The sequence below is a fragment of the Geodermatophilus sp. URMC 62 genome (assembly GCF_052931475.1).
The window spans coordinates 4,397,467-4,418,251 of record NZ_JBRFHY010000001.1 but is presented as its reverse complement, the minus strand read 5'-3'; the positions used below and the strand labels follow the sequence as shown (position 1 = coordinate 4,418,251).

The following is a 20,785-nucleotide window of genomic DNA, read 5'->3' as shown; positions in this document are numbered from 1 at the left end:
CCGCCCCCCGGGTCAGCCGGCGGGTGGGGGCAGCACCGTGAGGCGGACGGTCTCCGGGAGCGCCCGCAGCGCGGTCAGCAGCTCTTCCGGCGGCGTCGCGCTGACGTCGGTGACCGCGTACCCGAGCTCGCCGCGGGTGGCCAGCACCTGGCCGTCCACGTTGAGCCCGTGCTCGCCGACCAGCGCGTCGGCGCGGGCGAGGACGCCGGGCACGTTGCGGTGCAGCAGCGCGAACCGCGCCGCGGAGGAACCGTGCAGGGCCACGGTGGGCAGGTTGACGCTCAGCGTCGTCGTCCCGGAGACGGTGTAGTCGGCGAGCTTGCCGGCGACGAACCGCCCGATGTCGTGCTGGGCCTCCTGCGTCGACCCGCCGACGTGCGGGGTGAGGATGACGTTGGGCAGCCCGCGCAGTACCGAGGTGAACGGGTCGCCCTGCTCGCGCGGCTCGTGGGGGAACACGTCGACGGCCGCGCCGGCGATGTGGCCGGACAGCACGTTCTCGCGCAGCGCCTCGTGGTCGACGACGAACCCGCGGGAGAGGTTGAGGAACAGGCTGCGGCGGCGCATCCGGGCGAACTGCTCGGCGCCGAAGAGCCCGGCGTTGCCGGCCCGCCCGTCGACGTGCAGGGTCACCGTCTCGGCCCGCTCGAGCAGTTCCTCCAGGCTGCCGCAGGCCTGCGCGTTGCCCAGCGCGAGCTTGTCCTCCAGGTCGTGGAAGAGCACCCGCATGCCCAGCGCCTCGGCGAGCACCGACAGCTGGCTGCCGATGTTGCCGTAGCCGACGATGCCCAGCGTCCGCCCGCGGATCTCGTGGCTGCCGGCCGCCGACTTGTCCCAGGTGCCGGCGTGCAGCGCGCGGTCCCGGTCGACCAGCCGCCGGGCCAGGATGATGATCTCGGCGATGGCCATCTCCACCACGCTGCGGGTGTTGGAGTAGGGCGCGTTGAACACCGCCACCCCGGCGGCGGCGGCCGCGGCGAGGTCGATCTGGTTGGTGCCGATGCAGAAGGCCCCCACCGCGGCCAGGCCGGGACGGCGGCGGACGACATCGGCGGTCACCTGGGTCTTCGAGCGGATGCCCAGGACGTCGACGCCGTCGAGGGCGGCGACCAGGTCGGCCTCGTCCAGCGCTCCCCGCAGCGACTCGACCGCGTAGCCGGCCGAGCGGAGGAGGTCGGCCGCCACCGGGTCGATGTTCTCCAGCAGCAGGGCTCTCGGCACGGGTTCTCCTCGTCGGCGGGACCGGGCAGCCGGGCGCCCGACCCCGCGCCGCCGGGCTCGGCAGGCGGGGCGGGGTCCCGGTCGGGTCGGGCACGCGGGCACCGGTCCGGGTGGTGGTCCACGTCGACGACGAGTATCCGGGCCCCGGCAGCGGGCGGTGGGCACCGGGTGGCGCCCGGGCCGCCGGGTGCTCGCGCGGCGGCGGGCGCGTGGGAACGGGCGAGGTGTCACCGCGGGTCTCCGGGAGGACGGGGGTCGGTCGGCCGGGACGGGACGAGCGCCGGGCCCTGCCGGGCCGGGGAGCGTCGGTCGCTGTCGGGCCGCCGGCCGGCCGGCCGCGCCGTCTCGGCCTCGACCAGGGCCCGCGCGGCGGCGAGGGCGTCGGCCGCCACCGCGGCCCCGCCGCCCGCCCTCGCCTCGCGCTGGAGCAGGGCGAGGTCCACGACATGGACGGCGGGCAGCGCCCCGACGGCCGGGTCGACGTCGCGGGGCAGCGCCAGGTCGAGGACGACCAGCGGACGCTCCGGCCGGCCGCGCATGGCGCGGGAGACCACCCCGGCACCGAGCACCGGGCCGGGGGCCCCGGTGCAGGTGAGCAGGACGTCGGCGGCGGCCACCTCGCGGGGCAGGTCGGCCGGGTCGGCGGCGCGGCCGCCGACCCGGCCGGCCAGCCGCCGCGCCGAGGCCGTCGTCCGGCTGCTGACCGTCACCGCGGCTCCCCGGCGGGCCAGCGTGGTGGCCGCCAGCGCCCCCATCGACCCGGCGCCGACCACCAGCGCCGGACGTCCGCGGAGGGGACCGGTGCGGTCCTCGACGCGGTCCAGGGCGACCGCCACCAGGGAGGGGCCGGCCCGGTCGATGCCGGTCTCGGAGCGCACCCGCTTGCCCACGCGCAGCGCCCGCTGGGCCAGCGGGTGCAGGACGCGGCCGACCGTGCCCTCCCCCTGCGCCAGCGCGTACGCCGCGCGCAGCTGGCCCAGCACCTGCGGCTCCCCCACGACCATCGAGTCCAGACCCGCGGCGACGGCGAACAGGTGGGCGACCGCCCGGTCCCCGCGGTGCACGGTCAGGTACGGGGAGAGCTCCTCCACCACCACCCCGGCGTGGCGGGCCAGCACCCGGCTCACCTCCGCCATCCCGTCGTGGCAGCCGTCGACCTCGGCGAGGACCTCGACCCGGTTGCAGGTGGCCAGCACCAGCGCCTCGTGCACGGAGTCGGCGGCGACTAGCCGGTGCAGCGCCGCGGCCACGTCGCCGGTGTCCATCGCGCACCGCTCGAGCAGGGCGACCGGGGCGGTCCGGTGGCTGACGCCGACCGCGAGGAGGCTCACGCCGCCCCCTCCAGCTCGGCCGCCGCGCCGGCGGTCACGGGGTGCTCCGACGCGGGACGACGGTGCCGGCTCGCGGTGCGGCGGCGCCGGGTCCCCAGGTACCACTCGGCGACGGCGAGGTCGATCACCCAGGACACCAGCGCGAGCGTGGCGTAGGCGCGGTCGTCCGCGACGCCGACGTCCGTCCCCAGGACGACCAGGACGGCGGTCAGGGGCACGTGCAGCAGCCGCAGGGTGACGGCGGTGTAGGTCAGCGCGAAGGTCCGGACCGCCCAGCGCCGGTGCCCGGCGACGTCCCGGCGCCGGATCGCCCGGAACGCCGCCGCCGCGCAGACCAGCCACACGATCCCGGTGGTGCCGAACCCGACGCCCGCCACCGGTCCGCCCGTGGTGAACGGGGCGATGGCCAGGCTGGTGCACCCGGCGACCGCGATCGCGCCGAGCACGACCCGGCCGGCCACCCGGTGCAGCCGCGGCGACCGTGCCCGCACCCGCGCCGCGATCTGCAGCGGGGCCAGCAGCAGTGCCAGGCCGCCGGTGACGACGTGCACCAGGAACACCAGGGAGACGGCGCTCCCCTGCTCGGCGTAGTCGGGGGCGAGGCCCGCGGACGCCGACACCAGGTACGGCGTGACGAACAGGACGGCGACCGCCACCGCGGTGAGGGAGAGGAACCCGTAGGCGACCCGCCGCCCCGTCCGTCCCCTCGGTCGCCGTCTACCGTCTCGCCGGGCCGTCCGCTGCTCGGTGTGCGCCATGGGGGTCTCCGGTGCTCTCGTGCCGGGCGGGGCCGGCGGTGTGGGGGTCCCAGGCTCCTGGTGCGCGGACGCCGTCCACGAGCCCCGCGGGGGTCGGGGTCGGCCCTCCTGCGGGTGGACTCCACGGGCCGGCTCCTCCCCCGCCTCCTGCGTCGCCTCCCTCGCGCGAGGCAGCCCGGACGACTCCCGCGGGTGTCGCCCCGGGACGCCGTGCGGAGGCACGATGGGAGGTGTCGTCGCTCGCCCTGACCGGCCTGACCCCGCCGTCCCGCCGTCCGTGGGCTCCGGCCCGGGCGGACGTGTGGCTCGCCGGCGCGGTCGCGGTGGCCTCCGTCGTGTGGGTCCTGCTGGCCCTGGACCCCGACCCGCCGTACCGGCCGGTCGACGTCCTCGAGGTCGTCCTCGCCGTGGCCGCGGCGTCCGGCCTGCTCTGGCGCCAGGTCGCGCCGCTGGCCGCGATGGCGGTGACCGGGCTCCTGGTCGTGGTCAACGCGGCGGCCGGCTACGTCGTCGGGCCGATCCAGTTCCCGATGTGGATGGCCCTGTTCAGCTGCTTCGCCGCCGGCGGGCGCCGGCTGCGGGTGGTGGCCGCTGCCATGACGGTGCTCGCCGTCGCCGGCTACGTGGCGTTCGGCCGCGGGGCTCCTTCGGGGGACCTACCCGCCATCGCCGCGCTGGTCCCGTTCGCCGCCGTCGCCGGTGAGCGCAGCAGGCAGCGGGCGCAGGCCGCGGCGGCCGAGGCGCGGCGGGCGGACGAGAACGACCGGCGCGCCCTCGTCGCCGAGCGGCTGCTGCTGCAGGAGCGCACCCGACTGGCCCGCGAGCTGCACGACTCGCTGGGGCACACGGTCAACGTCATGGTCCTGCAGGCAGGGGTGGGGCGTCGGGTGTTCGCCGAGAACCCCGCCTTCGCCCACGAGGCGCTGACCAGCATCGAGACCGTGGGCCGCGGCGCGCTGGAGGAGCTCGACCGGCTGCTCCGGGTACTGCAGCCCGACGCGGGCAACCGGCACCCCGTGCCCTTCGCGCCGACCCTGGCCGACCTGCAGGAACTGGCCGACCGGATCCGGTCGACCGGACGCCCGGTGGAGCTCAGCATGGACGGTGTCGACCTGCCGGACAGCACCGCGCGGGCGCTGTACCGGATCGTGCAGGAGGCGCTGACCAACGCCGTCCGGCACACGGCGGCCGGCCGCATCCGGGTCGAGGTCGCGCGGGACGGCGACCGGGTCGTGGCCGACGTGCTCAACGAGGCCGCCCGGTGCGAGGAGCCGGCGCCGGGCCGCGGGCTGGTCAACATGCGGGAGCGGGCCCGGCTGGAGGGTGGCTCGCTGGAGGCCGGCCCGGTCGAGGGCGGGTTCCGGGTGCGGGCGGTGCTGCCGGCCACCTCGGCGGTGACGGCGTGATCCGGGTCCTGCTCGCCGACGACGACGCCCTGGTGCGCGGCGGGCTGCGGGCGCTGCTCGGCGCCGAGGACGACATCGACGTCGTCGGGGAGGCCGCCGACGGCCGCCAGGCGGTCAGCCGCGCGCGGGAGCTGCAGCCCGACGTCGTCCTCATGGACGTGCGCATGCCCGGCGTCGACGGGGTCGGCGCGACCCGCGAGATCGTGTCGTGGCCGCGGCGCCCACGGGTGCTGGTGCTCACCACCTTCGACCTCGACGAGGTCGTCGACGACGCGCTCGACGCCGGCGCCGACGGCTTCCTGCTCAAGCGCGCCACCCCGGAGCAGCTCGTCGACGGGATCCGCACGGTCGTCGCCGGCGACGCGCTGGTCGCCCCGGCGGTGACCCGGCGGCTGCTGGCCCTGCACGCCGGCCGGCGGCCGCCCGACCGCGACCGGCTGGCGCTGGCGGCGCAGCTGACCGAGCGGGAGGCCGAGGTGCTGCGCGCGCTGGCCGAGGGCCTGTCGAACGCGGAGATCGCCCGCCGCATCTGGATCTCACCGGAGACGGTCAAGACCCACGTGAAGAGCATCCTGGCCAAGCTGGGCGTGCGGGACCGCACGCAGGCCGTGGTCTGGGCCTACCGGACCGGCTTCGCCGGCACGCCGTGACCGGCGACCGTCCCGCACGAGGGGAGCACCGCGTGCCGACGCACTCCCTTCCACCCCGACCTGCGCGCCGCACGGTTCGTCCCCCGCACCGTGGTGGGCCCGCGCACCCTGCGGCCGGTCCGGCTCGGAACCCGGGTGCTCGCCGGTGCCCGCCGGCAGCATGGCGCGGTGGAGGTGCCGGTCGAGCCGGGGGTGTCGGTGCGCCTGTTCCGCCCGGCGTCGGCCGCCCCCCGGACGCCGGCGCTGCTGTGGATGCACAGCGGCGGGCTGCTCATCGGCACCGCGCGCCAGGACGACCGCGCCTGCCGCCGCCTCGCCGACCGGCTGGGCATCGCGGTCGCCTCCGTGGAGTACCGGCTCGCGCCGGAACACCCCTTCCCCACGCCGCTGCAGGACTGTGCCGCCGCGCTCGGGTGGCTCGCCCGGCAGCCGTTCGTCGACCCGGAGCGGATCGCGCTCGGTGGCGCCAGCGCCGGCGGCGGCCTGGCGGCCGCGCTGGCGCTGCACACCCGGGAGCACGGCGGGGTCCGCCCCGTCCTGCAGCTGCTCTCCTACCCGATGCTCGACGACCGGACGGCGGCACGCACCGACCTCGACCAGCGCTGCGTGCGGATCTGGAACCAGAGCAGCAACCGGTTCGCCTGGCGGTCCTACCTCGGCCCGGCCCGGCCGACCGCCGACGTCCCTCCGCTGGCGGCGCCGGCGCGCGCCGCGGACCTGTCCGGTCTCCCGCCGGCCTGGATCGGCGTGGGCACCTGCGACCTGTTCCACGACGAGGACGTGGCCTACGCCCGTCGGCTGGCGCAGGCCGGCGTCGAGTGCGCCCTGCACGTCGTGCCCGGGGCGTACCACCTCTTCGACGACGTCGAGCCGAGGGCAGCGGTCTCCCGGGAGTTCCTCCGGGCACGGACCGCCGCGCTGGCTGCCGCGCTCGACCGCGGCAGCGGTTCCTGACCGGCCCGTTCCACCGCTCGTCCCGGCACGGGTCCGGGTAGCGTCGCCGGTGAGGCGCCGGGCGGCCGGACCCCACCGCCCCCACCGGCGCCCGGGGAGGTCGCGGGCCATGACGAGCGAGGGACGCATCCGGCACGCGGGTCTGCGGCGGAAGGTGGTCCCGGCCGAGGAGGCCGCGGCCCTGATCACCCCCGGGTCGACCGTGGGCATGAGCGGTTTCACCGGCGCGGGCTACCCCAAGGCCGTCCCGCTCGCCCTGGCGCGGCGGATCGCGGAGGCCAACGCCGCCGGCACCCCGTTCCGGATCAACGTGTGGACCGGCGCCTCGACCGCCCCGGAGCTCGACGGCGCGCTCGCCGCCGCGGACGGCATCGAGCTGCGGCTGCCCTACCAGTCCGACCCGGTGAGCCGCGAGAAGATCAACGCCGGGACGATGGAGTACATCGACGTGCACCTCTCGCACGTCGCGCAGATGGCGTGGGAGGGCTTCCTCGGCCCGCTCGACGTCGCGCTGGTCGAGGTCAGCGCGATCACCGCGGACGGCGACCTGGTGCCCTCCTCCTCGATCGGCAACAACAAGACCTGGCTCGACCGGGCCGACGCGGTGGTCCTCGAGGTCAACGCGTGGCAGAGCGAGGACCTCGAGGGCATGCACGACGTCTACTACGGCACCGCGCTCCCGCCCGACCGCAGGCCCATCCCGCTGACCCGCCCGGGCGACCGGATCGGCGTGCCGCACCTGCGGTGCCCGCCGGAGAAGGTGGTCGCGGTCGTCGAGACCGACGCCCCCGACCGCAACAGCCCCTTCAAGGCGCCCGACGAGGCGTCGCGGCGGATCGCCGGGCACCTCATCGAGTTCCTGGAGCACGAGGTGGGCCGCGGGCGCGTGCCACCGGGCCTGCTCCCCCTGCAGTCCGGGGTGGGCAACGTGGCCAACGCGGTCCTCGCCGAGCTGGCGCAGTCGCCGTTCGAGGACCTCGCCGCCTACACCGAGGTCATCCAGGACGGCATGCTCGAGCTGCTGCAGTCGGGGCGGATGTCGGTCGCGTCGGCCACGGCCTTCTCCCTGAGCGAGGCCGCCGCCGCGCACGTCAACGACAACGCGGCCGACTACCGCGACCGGATCGTGCTGCGGCCGCAGGAGATCAGCAACCACCCGGAGATCGTGCGCCGGCTCGGCGTGCTGGCCATGAACGGCGTCATCGAGGCCGACATCTACGGCAACGTCAACTCCACGCACCTCATGGGCAGCCGGATCCAGAACGGCATCGGCGGCTCCGGCGACTTCGCCCGCAACGCCTACATCTCCTTCTTCGTCACCCCGTCGACGGCGAAGGGCGGCGCCATCTCCAGCATCGTGCCGATGGTGTCGCACGTGGACCACACCGAGCACGACGTGCACGTCGTCGTCACCGAGCAGGGGCTGGCCGACCTGCGCGGGCTGGCCCCGCGCAAGCGGGCGCGGCTGCTGATCGACAACTGCACGCACCCGGACTACCGGCCGCTGCTGGAGGACTACCTGGACCGGGCGCTGGAGGGCGCCTACGGCCGGCACACCCCGCACCTGCTCGAGGAGGCGCTGAGCTGGCACGCCCGGTTCGTCCGCACCGGCAGCATGGCACCGCGGTCCTGACAGCAGTCCCGACGACGGCCCTGACGACGGCCCCGGCGGGACCTCAGGCGGACGGCGGGGCGAAGAGCTCCAGCGGCAGGCCGTCGGGGTCCTTGAAGGACAGCCCCGACCCGTAGGCGGCGTCCACGACCCCGTCGTGCGCGACGCCCAGTGCCTCCAGGCGCCCCGCCCAGGCGTCGAGCCCCTGCCGGTCGGGCACGCCGAACGCGAGGTGGTCCAGGCCGGGACGGCGCGGCGAGTGCGGCAGGTCCTCGATCCCCTCGGGGAACTCGTGCAGGCCCAGCAGGGTGCCGCCGAGCGCGAAGACGACGTGCCGGAACGGTCCGGTGTCCTCGTCGAGCACCGGCTCCGCCCCGACGAGCGCCCGGTACCACGGGACGCTGACGTCGAGGGAGCGGACGGTCAGCGCCACGTGCGTGATGGGGCCGAGGCCGGGCCCGCCGGCCGATCCGCTCTCCTGCGACATCGTCATCCGTTCCTCTCGTCCGTGTGCGGCGACCGCCGGTGACCGCGCGACCGGCCCAGCCTCCACCCTGCGGGCCCGCCCGGGGAAGCGGGCGCCGCCCAGCGCCCACGGCCGGCCGCTGCCACGATGCCGTCATGAGCCACGGCCACGCCGTCCAGGACGAGCTCCGCGAGCCGGCGCGCGCGCTGCGCCGCGCGATCCCCGAGGTCTACGACGGCTACCGCCGGCTGCACGCCGCCGCCTACGCCGCGGGCGCGCTGGACGAGAAGACCAAGGAGCTGATCGCGCTCGCCATCGCGGTCAGCGAGCAGTGCGACGGGTGCATCGCCTCGCACGCCCGCGGCGCCGTCCGCACCGGCGCCACCGAGGCCGAGGTCGCCGAGGCGCTCGGCGTCGCCATCGCGATGAACGGGGGGCCCGGCACCGTCTACGGCCCCCGCGCCTTCGCCGCCTTCCGGGAGTTCGCCGAGGAGCCCGGTCCCCGGCAGGGCTGACGGCGGTCCCTGCGCCGGGGGCGGCCGGCGCGGGGCCGGCACCGTCCGGTGAGGAGGCGACCGTGGGGAGCCCGTCCGACCGCCGGGGAACGGCGCACCGGGCCCGGCCGCCGCGCCGGCGGCTGACGGTCGGCCTGCCGCCCACCAGCGGGGCGGCGGTGATGAGCACCGACATCCTGTCGACGGCGGCGCAGTACGCGGGCCTCGGGGCGCTGTCGTGGGTCCTGCTGGTGCTGGCCGTGCTCGCCGGGCTGGTGCTGGGGGCTGCCCTGGTCGGCCGGCTGCTCACCGACCGGTCCGGCTGGCTCGCCGACGCCGCCACGCCGGCCTCGCTGACCGGGGTGGCGGCGACCGCGGTGGTCGGCGGGCGGTTCGCCGCCCTCGGCTGGACGGCCGCCGCGTGGGCGCTGCTGGCCGCCGCCGCGCTGCTGTGGCTGGTCCTGCTGCCGCTCGTGCTGCGGCACTGGCGGGTCCCGACGGTCGGGGCGAGCTTCCTGGTCTGCGTCGCCACGGAGGGGCTGGCCGTGCTGTCGGCGACGCTGGGCGGGGCGACCGGTGCCCGCGCGGCCGTCGTCGCCGGCTGCGCGGCGTTCCTGCTCGGACTCCTGCTCTACGCCGGAGTCGTCGCCCGCTTCGACTGGCGGCAGCTGGCCGTCGGCGCGGGCGACCACTGGGTGGTCGCCGGAGCGCTGGCGATCGCCGGCCTGGCCGGGGCGCAGTTGCTGCTCGCGGGAGACCGGCTCGGCCTGCCCGACGGCGTCCGGGCGCCGCTGCGCGTGCTCGACCTGGCCCTCTGGGCCGGCGCGGTGGCCGGCTACGCGGTCCTGCTGGGCTGCGAGCTGCGCTGGCCCCGCCCGCGCTACGCCGTCCGCCGGTGGGCCACGGTCTTCCCGATGGGGATGACGACCGCGGCGAGCTCCGCCGTCGCGGCGGCCGACCGGCTGCCGGCGCTCGCCGTCCTCGGGCACGTCCTGCTCTGGCCCGGGCTGGCCGCCTGGGCGCTCGCCGTCGTGGGGGCGACGCGCCGGTGGCTGCGGCGGATCGGGTCGCGCGGCTGAGCCGCACGGACGCGGACCCGCCCCTCAGGGCCGGTCCGGTCCCGACCGGCCGCGGGCCACGCCCAGGTGGTGCGTCACGGCCTCGCCCAGGGCGACGGCGTCGACGGCGACCGTGACGATCGTGGCGCCCTCGGCGGCGTACCCGGCGGCCTCCTCCCCGCTGTAGGCGTGCACCCCGACGGGCACGCCGGCCGCCCGGGCCCGGGCGACGATCGAGGACAGCACGCCGCGCAGTTCCCCGCGGCGCTCGTCGCCGGTCAGCCCCAGGGACAGGGACAGGTCGCCCGGGCCGACGTAGACCCCGTCGAGTCCCTCGACGGCGAGGACGGCGTCGAGGTCGTCGAGCGCGGTCGCGGACTCCACCATCACCACCACCAGCGGCTGGTCGGCGCCGCCGGAGAGCCGCCCGATCGAGCGGCTCCCGGCCGGGGCGTACCGGCAGGCGGCGACGACCTCCCGGGCGTGCGCGGCGTCGCGCACGTTGGGCACGACGACGCCCCGGGCGCCCAGGTCGAGCGGGCGGCCGACGTCGGCGAAGGCGGGGCTGCGGGTCCGCACCAGCGGCACCGAGCCCGCCGCGGTGACCGCCGCCGCGACGCCCGGCAGCCCGGCCTCGCCCAGGGCCCCGTGCTGCAGGTCCACGACGACGAAGTCGGGGCCGGTGCGCGCGAGCACCTCGCCGGTCACCGGGCCGGGCAGCAGGCTCCACAGGCCGTGGCACGCCTGCCCGGCCGACCACCGCCGCCGCAGCTCGACCTCGCTCGTCGCCATCCCCGGAGCCACCCCTCCCGCCGGACACCACACCGCCGCGCGCCGCTCCGCGACGATCCTGCTCGGCCGCTCCCGACCGCGCGACCGAGACCGCCGGCGCCGCGCGCGAGGAGGCACCCCGCCGCCCCGGGAATGCGCGGCGGCGGCCGGGGTTGGTGCTCGGCGTGACCACCGTGACCCGCGCGTCGGTCGGGCTGCGCTCCGAGCGCGGACCCGTGCTCGGAGCGGTGATGCTCAGCACCGCCCTCATCGCCCTCGACAGCACCATCATCGCGACGGCCGTCCCCGCCGTCGTCGACGACCTCGGCGGCTTCAGCCAGTTCCCGTGGCTGTTCAGCGTGTACCTGCTCACCCAGGCGGTGACCGTCCCCGTCTACGGCAAGCTCGCCGACGTCTACGGCCGCAAGCCGGTGCTGCTGTTCGGCATCGCGGTGTTCGTCGCCGCGTCGCTGTTCTGCGGCCTCGCCTGGTCCATGCCGGCGCTCGTGATCGGGCGGGCGCTGCAGGGGATCGGCGCCGGCGCCGTCCAGCCGATCGGCATGACCGTCATCGGCGACATCTACACCGTCGAGGAGCGCGCGCGGGTCCAGGGCTACCTCGCGTCGGTGTGGGGCGTGTCCTCCGTGCTGGGCCCGACGCTCGGCGGCGTGTTCAGCGACTACCTGTCCTGGCGCTGGATCTTCCTGATCAACCTGCCGCTGGGCGCGCTCGCGCTGGTCGCGCTGTCCCGCCGGTTCACCGAGCGGGTCGAACGCCGGCGGCACCGGCTCGACGTCGCGGGCGCCGTGCTGCTCTCGGTGGGCTGCTCGCTGCTCATCCTGGGCCTGCTCGAGGGCGGCAGCGCCTGGGCGTGGGGGTCGGTCACCTCGGTCGCCGTCCTCGCCACGGCGGTCGTGCTGCTGGCCGCCTTCGCCGTCGTCGAGCGGCGCGCGGCGGAGCCGGTGCTGCCGCTGTGGGTGCTGCGCCGCCGCATCCTGCTGACCGGCAACGTGGCCGCGCTGGGGCTCGGCGCGCTGCTCATCGGGCTGAGCTCCTACCTGCCGACGTGGGCGCAGAGCGTGCTGGGTGCCAGCGCGCTCGAGGCCGGCTTCGCGCTCGCCGCGCTGACCCTCGGCTGGCCGGTCGCGGCCAGCCAGGCCGGCCGGCTCTACCTGCGCATCGGCTTCCGCAACACCGCGCTGATCGGCGTCGCGCTCACGATCCTGGGGACGACGGGGACGGCGCTGCTCGGGCAGCACGCGCGGCTGTGGCAGGTGGGCGCGTGGATGTTCGTCACCGGCGCGGGCCTGGGGCTCTCGTCCTCCCCGCTCATCGTCGCGGTGCAGTCGGTCGTCGGCTGGGACCGGCGCGGCGTGGTCACCGCCACGAACATGTTCTCCCGGTCGATCGGGTCGGCGGTCGGCGCCGCGGTCTTCGGCGCGATCGCGAACACCACGCTGGCCGCGCGCTTCGCGGCGCCGCCGGCCGGCCTGGACGGCGAGGTCCCCACCGACGTCGACAGCACGACCGCCGCCCTCTCCCAGGGCGGCGCCGTGGCGCAGTACGCCCGGGAGAGCCTGCACGCGGCCTCGCACGGCGTGTTCGTCGCGACCGCGGTCACCGCCGTGGTGATCGCGGTGGCCGTGGCGGCCATGCCGCGGCGGACCGAACCGCTCCGCTTCGACGACGAGCCAGGCACGGGCGACGCGGGAGCCGGCCGCCCCGGCCTCCCGGACGACCGTCACCCCCCGGCGGGCTGACGGCGACGGACCCGCCCCGTCGGTCAGTCCTCCCGCTGTCCGTCCTCCTGCTGCCTGTCCTCCTCAAGCGCGGCCGCCCGCCGCTCCGCGCCGGTCTCCCCCGCGTAGCCGACGTCCTGGCCGGCCACCCGCCCGACGAAGGTCTCCGCGTGGCCGGTGCCCGTCGTGGTGTCCGCGTCGGGCCCCTCGCCGGCGCCGCCCCCGGTGGCACGCGACAGCGCCTGCGCGTCGTCGCGGTCGACGTCGTCCTCGCCCGGTCGTGGGTCTGGCTGCATGACTCGTCCTCCGTGGAACTGGTCCTCCGCGTCCTCCGGCGGCGCCGGCGAGCAGCGATGGCGCCGTGCCGGACGTGCCCGGCCCCGGCCCCCACGACACGTCTCCGCACGACGGCCGGGTACCGGCGCACAGCCCCCTTTCCACGGCTCCGCGTCCGTGGTCGACTTCCTCCCCCGGTTCCCCCGGCGGCGTCTGCAGGGTGTGGAGGCGACGATGTCCCTGGAACAGGACGTGGCGGCGGCTCGCGGAGCGGTGGACGCCCTCGAGCGGGCGTGCGCACCGCTGAGCAGGCACTTCGGTGACACCGTGGACGCGCGGCGGCTGAGGGCCGACGTCGCGCGGCTGCGCGACGACATCGACCTGCTGTGCGGCGCGCGGGCCCGCGCGGCGTACGAGCCGTTCGCGACCGTCTACGGCGACGGCGACGACGAGGGCATCGGCGGGTCGGGCCGCACCCGGCGGTGACCACCACCGCCCCACGCGGGACCGGGTCGGTCTCCCCCGGGCACGGGAACGGCGCGCCGGCTCCGCGGCGGGCGGCGATCGCGGCGCGGACGCTGCGCACCGACCGCTGGTGGGTCCAGCCCGCGGTCACCGTTCTGGCGCTGGTGCTGTTCGTCGTCTACTCGTCGTTCCGGGCCTTCCAGAACGCGCACTACTCCGCCGAGCCCTACATCTCGCCGTTCTACTCGCCGTGCCTCACGACGGCCTGCGAGGGCGACACCTTCCCGGAGCTGTTCACCGGGCCGGCCTGGATCTCGCCGGCGATCTACATCCTGGTCGTGCCGCTGGGCTTCCGGCTGACCTGCTACTACTACCGGAAGGCCTACTACCGGTCGTTCTGGCTGTCCCCACCGGCCTGCGCGGTCGCCGAGCCGCACCGGCGCTACACCGGCGAGACGCGCTTCCCGCTGATCGGGCAGAACGTGCACCGCTACTTCTTCTACCTGGGGCTGCTGTTCAACGTCGTCCTCACCTACGACGTCGTCCTCGCCTTCCGCGACGAGACCGGCGCGTGGGGGCACATGGGTCTCGGCACGCTGGTGCTGCTCGCCAACGCGGCCCTCCTGTGGCTGTACTCGCTGTCGTGCCACTCCTGCCGGCACGTCGTCGGCGGCCGGCTCAACTCCTTCTCCCGCCACCCCCTGCGGTACCGGTTCTGGACGCTGGTCTCGAGGCTGAACGCCCACCACATGAGGTACGCCTGGATCTCGCTGTTCGGCGTCGCGTTCGCCGACTTCTACGTCCTACTGCTCGCCACCGACACGATCCCCGACCTGAGGTTCTTCTGATGGATCTCGAGAGGCACGAGTACGACGTCGTCGTCGTCGGGGCGGGAGGCGCGGGGCTGCGCGCCGCGATCGAGGCCTGCCAGTCGGGAGCGCGCACCGCCGTCGTGTGCAAGTCGCTGCTCGGCAAGGCGCACACGGTCATGGCGGAGGGCGGCATCGCGGCGGCGATGGCCAACCTCTACCCCGAGGACAACTGGCGCGTGCACTTCCGCGACACCATGCGCGGCGGGAAGATGCTCAACCACTGGCGCATGGCCCAGCTGCACGCCCAGGAGGCGCCGGACCGGGTCCGCGAGCTGGAGGACTGGGGCGCCCTGTTCGACCGCACGCCGGACGGGCTGATCAGCCAGCGCGACTTCGGTGGGCACCGCTACGCCCGCCTCGCGCACGTCGGTGACCGCACCGGACTGGAACTGATCCGGACGCTGCAGCAGCGCACCGTGGCCCTCGGCATCGACGTGTACATGGAGTGCACGGTCACCCGGCTGCTCACGGACGACGGGGGCGTCACCGGCGCCTTCGGCTACTGGCGCGAGTCCGGCCGGTTCGTCGCCTGGCAGGCGCCGTCGGTCGTGCTCGCCACCGGCGGCATCGGCAAGTCCTACAAGGTCACCTCGAACTCCTGGGAGTACACCGGCGACGGGCACTCCCTGGCGCTGCAGGCCGGCGCGACGCTGGTGAACATGGAGTTCGTCCAGTTCCACCCGACGGGGATGGTCTGGCCGCCGTCGGTGCGCGGCATCCTCGTCACCGAGAGCGTGCGCGGTGACGGCGGCGTCCTCCGGAACTCCGCGGGCAACCGCTTCATGTTCGACTACATCCCCGACTTCTTCCGCAAGGAGACCGCGGAGACCGAGGACGAGGCCGACCGCTGGTACGACGACAAGCGGAACAACCGGCGCCCACCGGAGCTGCTCCCCCGCGACGAGGTCGCCCGCGCGATCAACAGCGAGGTGAAGGCCGGCCGCGGCACCCCGCACGGCGGGGTCTTCCTCGACATCGCCTCCCGCCGTCCCGCGGACTACATCCGCAAGCGGCTGCCCTCGATGTACCACCAGTTCCGGGAGCTCGCCGAGGTCGACATCACGGCCGAGGCGATGGAGGTCGGGCCCACCTGCCACTACGTGATGGGCGGGGTGGAGGTCGACCCCGACACCCAGGCGGCCCGCGTGCCGGGCCTGTTCGCGGCCGGCGAGGTGTCCGGCGGCATGCACGGGTCCAACCGGCTCGGCGGCAACTCGCTGTCCGACCTGCTGGTGTTCGGACGCCGGGCCGGGCTCGCCGCCGCCGAGCACGCCCGGACGCGCACGGGCCGGGTCGCGCTCCCCGACGACGCGCTGGCCGACGCCGCGCGGGCGGCCCTGGCGCCGTTCGAGCGGGAGGGCGGCGAGAACCCCTACGCCGTCCAGCACGACCTGCAGCAGACGATGCACGACCTCGTCGGCATCATCCGCACCGCGCCGGAGATGGAGCAGGCACTCGAGCGCATCGCCGCGCTCCGGCAGCGGGTGGCCGACCTGTCGGTCGAGGGACACCGGCAGTACAACCCCGGCTGGCACCTGGCCCTCGACCTGCCGCACATGCTCCTGGTCAGCGAGTGCATCGCCCGCGCCGCCCTGGCGCGGGAGGAGAGCCGGGGCGGGCACACCCGCGACGACTTCCCGGCCACCGATCCGGAGTGGGCCAGGACGAACCTCGTCTGCGCCCGCGCCGCGGACGGCTCCGTCGCGCTGACCCGGCAACCGCTGCCGCAGATGCCGCCGGAGCTCGCCGAGGTCTTCGAGGAGTCGGCATGACCTACGACGCGACGTTCCGGGTGTGGCGGGGGGACGCCTCCGGCGGGGACCTGCAGACCTACACCGTGACGGTCAACGAGGGGGAGGTGGTGCTCGACGTCATCCACCGGCTGCAGGCCACGCAGGCCGGCGACCTCGCCGTCCGGTGGAACTGCAAGGCCGGCAAGTGCGGATCGTGCAGTGCGGAGGTCAACGGGCGGCCGCGGCTGATGTGCATGACCCGGATGAGCACCTTCGGCGAGGCCGAGACGGTGACCGTCACCCCGCTGCGGACCTTCCCCGTCATCCGCGACCTGGTGACCGACGTGTCGTTCAACTACGAGAAGGCCGCCCGGATCCCGGCGTTCACCCCGCGGCCGCGGGAGGCCGACGGCAACCACCGGGTGCAGCAGGTCGACGTCGAGCGGTCGCAGGAGTTCCGCAAGTGCATCGAGTGCTGGCTGTGCCAGGACACCTGCCACGTCATCCGCGACCACGAGGAGAACAAGGCGGCCTTCGCCGGGCCCCGGTTCCTCATCCGGCTGGCCGAGCTGGACATGCACCCGCTGGACGTCCTGGACCGCCGGGACGCCGCGCAGGACGAGTTCGGGCTCGGCTACTGCAACATCACCAAGTGCTGCAGCGAGGTCTGCCCGGAGGGCATCCACCTCACCGACAACGGCATCATCCCGCTCAAGGAGCGGGTGGTGGACCGCCGGTACGACCCCCTCACCTGGCTGGGGTCGAAGATCGGGCGGCGGCCCCGGACCTGACGCCGGGGGGATCCGCCGGCCCGGGCCGCGGTCAGACCAGGGCGGTGCCGATGAGTCCCTTGCGGGTGACGAGGGCGGCGAGCCGTTCCTCCGGGAGCTGCTCGGTGCCGGCCGGACGGCGCGGCAGCACCATGTACCGCGACTCGGCGCTGGCGTCCCACACCGAGATGCGGGTCCGCTCCGGCAGCTCGAGGCCGAACTCGCACAGCACGCCGCGGGGGTCGCGCACCACCCGCGAGCGGTAAGGCTCGCTCTTGTACCACCCGGGCGAGGGCCCCAGCAGCGCGATCGGGTAGCAGGAGCACAGCGTGCAGACCACGACGTTGTGCTCCTCGTCGGTGTTGGCGACGACCTTGAGCCGCTGCTCCTGCAGGCCGCCGGCCATCGACAGCCCGAGCTCGCGGATCGCGCTGTTGGCGTCGGCCAGCAGGCGGTCGGCGAAGCCCGGGTCGACCCAGGCGCGGGCGGCGATCCGGGCGCCGTTGGCCGGTGTGCCGCCGGCGAGGAACTCGTCGATCCGGCGGTCGATCTCGCCGTCGTCGAGCAGGCCCCGGGCCTCCAGCAGGGCCTCCACGTGGCGCACCCGCGCCGAGACGAGCGAGCTGGGGTGGTCGCCGCTCACGGGTCCTCCTCGATCGGGGTCAGGTAGTCGGCCCACAGCTCCACGGTCACCGTGTGGTCCCCCGAGCCGAACAGGTCGGCGGCGGCGAACCGCACGTGCCACACCTGCTGCGGGGTGCCGGCGCGGCCGCGGGCCCGGTCGTCGGCCAGCGGGTGCCTGCCCGCCTCCTCCACGAGGACGCCGACGGCGCCGCGGGCGTAGCGGGGCAGCCGGGTGTGCCCGGCGGGGTCGGTCGTGCGGGTGCGCACCCGCACGCCGGGGGCGAGCTCAGCCACGCGGCGGTTCCAGCTCCTCCGCGGACGCCACGCCCTTCTCCGCCAGCAGCGTGGTGATCGCGGTGAACCAGCGCTCGTAGTAGGAGGCGGCGAGGTACTCCTCCGGCGGCATCCGCTCGATCGCGTCCCGGAACTCGTCGAGGTTGTAGACGCCCCGCTTGATGAGCGCGCCGTTGAGGGCGAGGACGTGGGCCTCCCAGTCGGCGTGGAACGGCGGCTCGTCGGCCTCCTCGACGATCGCCGGGAAACCGGACATCCCGCCGACGTCGTTGATGCGGCTCACCGGCCCTTCCTACCGTGCCGGCGGCGGCGGGCGCACCGTGACGGCGGCGAGCACCGCCGGGTACACCCGGTCGGCCACGACCCGCAGCTCGGCGTCCGTGCGGTCCTGCACGGGGTGCGGGACCAGGACGCAGGGCGCGGGGAAGCCCAGCGCCTCCCCCTGCAGCCGGGCGGCGTCGGCGAACGCCTCGCTGGCCAGGAACACCCCCACGACGCCGCGGCGCTCGAGGTCGGCGATGTCGTGCACACTGCACGACGTGCACGAGCCCTAGTCGGCCAGTGCCTCGATCACGACCTCGCACTGCTCGGCGATCTCGTGTCGCAGGTCGACCGGGGCGGTCCGGGCGAACGTCGGCTTGGCGTAGCGGCGCACCGTCGCACCGTCCTCGCGCAGCAGCTCGGCGAGGCGGTCGAGGACGACGTCCCCGCGCGCCTTGCTGATGTCGAGCAGGCCGACGGTGCGGCCGCGCAGCGAGGCCGGGCGGGGCAGCGGGGCCCGGGACGGCGCCCGCTGCTCGCCGGTCGGGTCCAGGACGGTCGTCATGCGCCCACCTCTCGGGTCACCGGGACACTCCCCGTCTCGCCTGCCACCCAACCGCCGAGGACGGCACTGAACAGCCCGGCGTCGCCGCCGGCGTGCACCACGAGCAGCCCGCCGGGCCGGAACTTGGGCAGGGACCGGCTGCCCAGCGCGGCGGCGACGTCCTCGGGAACGCCCTCGGCCATGCCGCCGGCCCCGCGGACCAGCTCGGCCCCGGGCAGGGTGAGCAGCTCCTCCAGCTCGGCCAGCAGCCGGGCGCGGTCCCAGCCGGCCTCGCGGAACACCCGCCCGTGCTCGGGCGAGACGACGAGCACCGCGTCGAAGGCCAGCGGCAGCTTCGGGTGCGCGTTCACCCGCAAGCAGGCCGCGAAGGTGCGGGCCAGCGACCCGGGGTCGCGGCTGAGCTGGTCGACCACCGGCTGCACGCCGGAGCCGGCCACGACCGTCACCGCGTCCCCGGGCACACCGCGCTCGGCCGCCAGCGGCAGGAACGGGCTGTCGTGCTCACGCTCGGCGAAGCAGAAGGTGTACTTGCCGGGGTTGCCGAGCGTCGCCCGGTCGACCTCGCCGGGACGACCGCCACCGACGTTGCGCACCACCAGCTGCAGCGCCCGCCCGATCGTGGCGTTCGCGCGGTTGCCCTGCCCGAGGGCGTTGACGCCGCTGTTCATCCCGATCCGGGCCGCGACCCGCCCGTTGACGACCACGACCGGCCCGGCGAAGTACGTCGTCGCCAGCAGCCCGTGCAACGCGAACTCCTCCGCGCACGCCGCCTCGAGCGCGGCCAGGACCACCGGCAGGTGCTCCGGCAGGCAGCCGGCCATCACCGCGTTCACCGCGACCTTCTCGACCGTGCACTCGACCAGGTCCGGGGGGACGACGGCGACCACCTCGCCGGGGTCGCGCACGGTGCCGCGCAGCATCCGCAGCACCCGCTCGGGCGTCGGCGGGACGACCGGCAGCCCGTCGGTCCAGCCCCGGTCGAACAGCGCCTCGTGCTCGTCCTCCAGCGCGGCGAGCTCGACCCGCCGGCTGCGCAGCCCGGTGCCGCCGTAGCGGGCCTCGAGGGCGTCGATCCGGAAGGGGTCGACCGACAGCGAGCCGCAGCCGGGCCGGTGCTCGGGCAGGCCCGGCCCCAGCCCGGGCACACCCGTCAGCGCCTCCCACTGCTCCCGGCTCCACCCGACCACCCGCGCCGTCTCCCGCCCGCCCTCGATCCGCAGCAGGGTCGGGACGGTCTCGACGTCCAGGCGGTAGGAGAGCTCCAGGTCGGTGTCGTCGCCGTCGAACCAGGAGGCGTCGTCCTGGCACCACACGGCGGCGCCGAGCCCGCGCAGCACCGGCTCCACCAGCACGCAGGTGGGGCAGTCGCGCTTGACCACCGCGACGAGGCCGTCGGGGAGCTGCACCGTCGCGACGCTAGCCCACCCGGCCCCGGGCCGGCAGCGGTCGGCGCGGGGGCGGACCACTGCTCCGCCTCCCGCGCCCGGCCGCGGGAGCGGACACCCACCCCGCGCGGCGCCCCGCACGGCGGCGACGGATGATCGGCGGGCCGTCCGGCCACGTCCGAGGAGCCGCCGATGTCCTGCCCCGCGACCGAGTCCGCCGGCGTGCCCGCCTGGTTCGAGGAGGCACTCGCCGCGACGCCGGAGCGGCGGGTGGCCGAGGTCGACGGGACACCGATCGCCTACCGGGTGTGGGGGGAGGCCGGGCGGCCCGGTCTCGTGCTGGTCCACGGCGGCGCCGCGCACTCGGGCTGGTGGGACCACATCGCCCCGCAGCTGCACTCGCACCGGGTCGTGGCGCTGGACCTGAGCGGGCACGGCGACAGCGGCCGGCGCCCCGCCTACGACATGGCGACGTGGGCCCGCGAGGTCGTGGCCGTGGCCGCGGCCGAGGACCTCGACCGGCCCGTCGTCCTGGGCCACAGCATGGGCGGCTGGGTCGCCCTCATCGTCGGGGTCGGGCACCCGGGCGCGGTCTCGGCCGTCGCGGTCGTCGACTCCCCCCTCGTCGCGCGGCCACCGGAGGAGGACCGGCTGCGCGAGCGGCGGCGGCCCTCCTGGTCCTACGCCACCGCGGAGGAGGCGGTCGCCCGGTTCCGCACCGTCCCGCACCAGGACGTGCTGCTCCCCTACGTCCGGGAGCACGTCGCCCGGAACTCGCTGCGCCGGGTCGAGGACGGGTGGAGCTGGAAGTTCGACCCGCAGCTGTGGGGCCGGCCGCCCGCGCTTCCCGAGCTCCTGCCGCGGCTGACCTGCCCGGCGGCGCTGTTCCGGTGCGAGAAGGGGCTGGTCGGCCGGCGGATGGCGGCCGAGATGGCCGGGCTCGTCGCCGGCGGCTTGCCGGTCGTCGAGCTCCCGGACGCCGGTCACCACCCGGTGTTCGACCAGCCGCTCGCCCTCGTGACCGGCATCCGGACCCTGCTCGCGTTCTGGCCCCACGGCGGCCCGGCCCGGCACTGACCG

22 protein-coding genes and 1 pseudogene are annotated in these 20,785 nt (G+C 75.9%); 12 read left to right on the top strand and 11 right to left on the bottom strand.

All coding sequences use genetic code 11. The features are described from left to right. Positions 1-12: 12 nt before the first annotated feature. The 3 genes from serA to ACU616_RS21370 all read right to left on the bottom strand — a co-directional run bounded on the left by serA (position 13) and on the right by ACU616_RS21370 (position 3,310). Positions 13-1,221: a phosphoglycerate dehydrogenase gene (serA, locus tag ACU616_RS21380; protein WP_446760425.1), complete on the bottom strand. Its 1,209-nt coding sequence runs from the start codon at positions 1,219-1,221 to the stop codon at positions 13-15. Positions 1,222-1,448: 227 nt separating this feature from the next. Then, entirely contained in the window at positions 1,449-2,552 is a 1,104-nt protein-coding gene (gene hemA / locus ACU616_RS21375) for a glutamyl-tRNA reductase (RefSeq protein ID WP_446760424.1), read from the bottom strand. Next, complete coding sequence (locus ACU616_RS21370; RefSeq protein ID WP_446760423.1) at positions 2,549-3,310, bottom strand: DUF2306 domain-containing protein; 762 nt, start codon at positions 3,308-3,310, stop codon at positions 2,549-2,551. Before ACU616_RS21370 ends, hemA begins: the two co-directional genes overlap by 4 nt. A 230-nt stretch (positions 3,311-3,540) precedes the next feature. Between ACU616_RS21370 and ACU616_RS21365 the strand changes: the two genes are divergently transcribed. From ACU616_RS21365 to ACU616_RS21350, 4 genes are all read left to right on the top strand, one after another. Further along, positions 3,541-4,716: a sensor histidine kinase gene (locus tag ACU616_RS21365; protein ID WP_446760422.1), complete on the top strand. Its 1,176-nt coding sequence runs from the start codon at positions 3,541-3,543 to the stop codon at positions 4,714-4,716. Next, positions 4,713-5,366, top strand: a complete 654-nt coding sequence (locus tag ACU616_RS21360; protein WP_446760421.1) for a response regulator — start codon at positions 4,713-4,715, stop codon at positions 5,364-5,366. The genes ACU616_RS21365 and ACU616_RS21360 overlap by 4 nt, the downstream gene beginning before the upstream one ends. A 168-nt stretch (positions 5,367-5,534) precedes the next feature. After that, positions 5,535-6,320 (top strand): alpha/beta hydrolase, encoded by a 786-nt coding sequence (locus tag ACU616_RS21355; RefSeq protein ID WP_446760420.1) that lies wholly within the window; start codon positions 5,535-5,537, stop codon positions 6,318-6,320. Positions 6,321-6,429: 109 nt separating this feature from the next. Continuing rightward, positions 6,430-7,953 carry an acetyl-CoA hydrolase/transferase family protein gene (locus tag ACU616_RS21350; RefSeq protein WP_446760419.1) on the top strand — a complete coding sequence of 508 codons (1,524 nt, stop codon included), beginning with the start codon at positions 6,430-6,432 and terminating at the stop codon, positions 7,951-7,953. Positions 7,954-7,996: 43 nt separating this feature from the next. On the opposite strand, the gene ACU616_RS21345 is transcribed toward ACU616_RS21350, so the two are convergent. Next, positions 7,997-8,425 carry a VOC family protein gene (locus ACU616_RS21345; RefSeq protein WP_446760418.1) on the bottom strand — a complete coding sequence of 143 codons (429 nt, stop codon included), beginning with the start codon at positions 8,423-8,425 and terminating at the stop codon, positions 7,997-7,999. 128 nt (positions 8,426-8,553) lie between these two features. Between ACU616_RS21345 and ACU616_RS21340 the strand changes: the two genes are divergently transcribed. Further along, a complete protein-coding gene (locus ACU616_RS21340; RefSeq protein ID WP_446760417.1) occupies positions 8,554-8,913 on the top strand; it encodes a carboxymuconolactone decarboxylase family protein in 360 nt (119 codons plus the stop codon). 62 nt (positions 8,914-8,975) lie between these two features. Beyond that, positions 8,976-9,971: an SLAC1 family transporter gene (locus ACU616_RS21335; protein ID WP_446760416.1), complete on the top strand. Its 996-nt coding sequence runs from the start codon at positions 8,976-8,978 to the stop codon at positions 9,969-9,971. Between the two features lie 24 nt (positions 9,972-9,995). On the opposite strand, the gene ACU616_RS21330 is transcribed toward ACU616_RS21335, so the two are convergent. Then, positions 9,996-10,742 (bottom strand): HpcH/HpaI aldolase family protein, encoded by a 747-nt coding sequence (locus tag ACU616_RS21330; protein ID WP_446760415.1) that lies wholly within the window; start codon positions 10,740-10,742, stop codon positions 9,996-9,998. A gap of 164 nt (positions 10,743-10,906) precedes the next feature. Between ACU616_RS21330 and ACU616_RS21325 the strand changes: the two genes are divergently transcribed. Beyond that, positions 10,907-12,481 (top strand): MDR family MFS transporter, encoded by a 1,575-nt coding sequence (locus tag ACU616_RS21325; RefSeq protein ID WP_446760414.1) that lies wholly within the window; start codon positions 10,907-10,909, stop codon positions 12,479-12,481. A gap of 23 nt (positions 12,482-12,504) precedes the next feature. On the opposite strand, the gene ACU616_RS21320 is transcribed toward ACU616_RS21325, so the two are convergent. Next, positions 12,505-12,756: a hypothetical protein gene (locus tag ACU616_RS21320; RefSeq protein ID WP_446760413.1), complete on the bottom strand. Its 252-nt coding sequence runs from the start codon at positions 12,754-12,756 to the stop codon at positions 12,505-12,507. Between the two features lie 214 nt (positions 12,757-12,970). Here ACU616_RS21320 and ACU616_RS21315 point away from each other — a divergent pair, with 214 nt between their 5' ends. Genes ACU616_RS21315 through ACU616_RS21300 form a run of 4 tightly spaced genes read left to right on the top strand, consistent with a single transcriptional unit; the run spans position 12,971 to position 16,597 of the window. Continuing rightward, complete coding sequence (locus tag ACU616_RS21315) at positions 12,971-13,222, top strand: hypothetical protein (protein ID WP_446760412.1); 252 nt, start codon at positions 12,971-12,973, stop codon at positions 13,220-13,222. Then, positions 13,219-14,049: a hypothetical protein gene (locus ACU616_RS21310; protein ID WP_446760411.1), complete on the top strand. Its 831-nt coding sequence runs from the start codon at positions 13,219-13,221 to the stop codon at positions 14,047-14,049. Before ACU616_RS21315 ends, ACU616_RS21310 begins: the two co-directional genes overlap by 4 nt. Beyond that, positions 14,049-15,845, top strand: a complete 1,797-nt coding sequence (locus ACU616_RS21305) for a fumarate reductase/succinate dehydrogenase flavoprotein subunit (protein ID WP_446760410.1) — start codon at positions 14,049-14,051, stop codon at positions 15,843-15,845. Before ACU616_RS21310 ends, ACU616_RS21305 begins: the two co-directional genes overlap by 1 nt. Then, positions 15,842-16,597, top strand: coding sequence for a succinate dehydrogenase/fumarate reductase iron-sulfur subunit (locus tag ACU616_RS21300; protein ID WP_446760409.1), 756 nt, complete (start codon positions 15,842-15,844; stop codon positions 16,595-16,597). Before ACU616_RS21305 ends, ACU616_RS21300 begins: the two co-directional genes overlap by 4 nt. Positions 16,598-16,628: 31 nt before the next feature. Here the strand turns inward: ACU616_RS21300 and ACU616_RS21295 are convergent, their stop codons facing one another. From ACU616_RS21295 to ACU616_RS21275, 5 genes and pseudogenes are all read right to left on the bottom strand, one after another. Further along, complete coding sequence (locus tag ACU616_RS21295; protein WP_446760408.1) at positions 16,629-17,219, bottom strand: nitrile hydratase subunit alpha; 591 nt, start codon at positions 17,217-17,219, stop codon at positions 16,629-16,631. After that, positions 17,216-17,494, bottom strand: a complete 279-nt coding sequence (locus tag ACU616_RS21290) for an SH3-like domain-containing protein (protein WP_446760407.1) — start codon at positions 17,492-17,494, stop codon at positions 17,216-17,218. Before ACU616_RS21290 ends, ACU616_RS21295 begins: the two co-directional genes overlap by 4 nt. After that, positions 17,487-17,777, bottom strand: a complete 291-nt coding sequence (locus tag ACU616_RS21285; protein ID WP_446760406.1) for a hypothetical protein — start codon at positions 17,775-17,777, stop codon at positions 17,487-17,489. The genes ACU616_RS21290 and ACU616_RS21285 overlap by 8 nt, the downstream gene beginning before the upstream one ends. Before the next feature lie 9 nt (positions 17,778-17,786). Further along, positions 17,787-18,320: pseudogene (locus tag ACU616_RS21280) on the bottom strand (UGSC family (seleno)protein). Further along, positions 18,317-19,726 (bottom strand): thioredoxin family protein, encoded by a 1,410-nt coding sequence (locus ACU616_RS21275; protein WP_446760405.1) that lies wholly within the window; start codon positions 19,724-19,726, stop codon positions 18,317-18,319. The pseudogene ACU616_RS21280 and the gene ACU616_RS21275 overlap by 4 nt, the downstream one beginning before the upstream one ends. 171 nt (positions 19,727-19,897) lie before the next feature. Here ACU616_RS21275 and ACU616_RS21270 point away from each other — a divergent pair, with 171 nt between their 5' ends. After that, positions 19,898-20,782, top strand: coding sequence for an alpha/beta fold hydrolase (locus ACU616_RS21270; protein WP_446760404.1), 885 nt, complete (start codon positions 19,898-19,900; stop codon positions 20,780-20,782). Positions 20,783-20,785: the final 3 nt, after the last annotated feature.

What these genes read in the sequence shown, in the direction of transcription:
- ACU616_RS21350 (WP_446760419.1), top strand. Translation starts at nt 6,430, where the DNA reads ATGACGAGCGAGGGACGCATCCGGCACGCGGGTCTGCGGCGGAAGGTG.
- ACU616_RS21300 (WP_446760409.1), top strand. Translation starts at nt 15,842, where the DNA reads ATGACCTACGACGCGACGTTCCGGGTGTGGCGGGGGGACGCCTCCGGC.
- ACU616_RS21270 (WP_446760404.1), top strand. Translation starts at nt 19,898, where the DNA reads ATGTCCTGCCCCGCGACCGAGTCCGCCGGCGTGCCCGCCTGGTTCGAG.
- ACU616_RS21320 (WP_446760413.1), bottom strand. Translation starts at nt 12,756, where the DNA reads ATGCAGCCAGACCCACGACCGGGCGAGGACGACGTCGACCGCGACGAC.
- ACU616_RS21340 (WP_446760417.1), top strand. Translation starts at nt 8,554, where the DNA reads ATGAGCCACGGCCACGCCGTCCAGGACGAGCTCCGCGAGCCGGCGCGC.
- ACU616_RS21305 (WP_446760410.1), top strand. Translation starts at nt 14,049, where the DNA reads ATGGATCTCGAGAGGCACGAGTACGACGTCGTCGTCGTCGGGGCGGGA.
- ACU616_RS21330 (WP_446760415.1), bottom strand. Translation starts at nt 10,742, where the DNA reads ATGGCGACGAGCGAGGTCGAGCTGCGGCGGCGGTGGTCGGCCGGGCAG.
- ACU616_RS21345 (WP_446760418.1), bottom strand. Translation starts at nt 8,425, where the DNA reads ATGACGATGTCGCAGGAGAGCGGATCGGCCGGCGGGCCCGGCCTCGGC.
- ACU616_RS21315 (WP_446760412.1), top strand. Translation starts at nt 12,971, where the DNA reads ATGTCCCTGGAACAGGACGTGGCGGCGGCTCGCGGAGCGGTGGACGCC.
- ACU616_RS21370 (WP_446760423.1), bottom strand. Translation starts at nt 3,310, where the DNA reads ATGGCGCACACCGAGCAGCGGACGGCCCGGCGAGACGGTAGACGGCGA.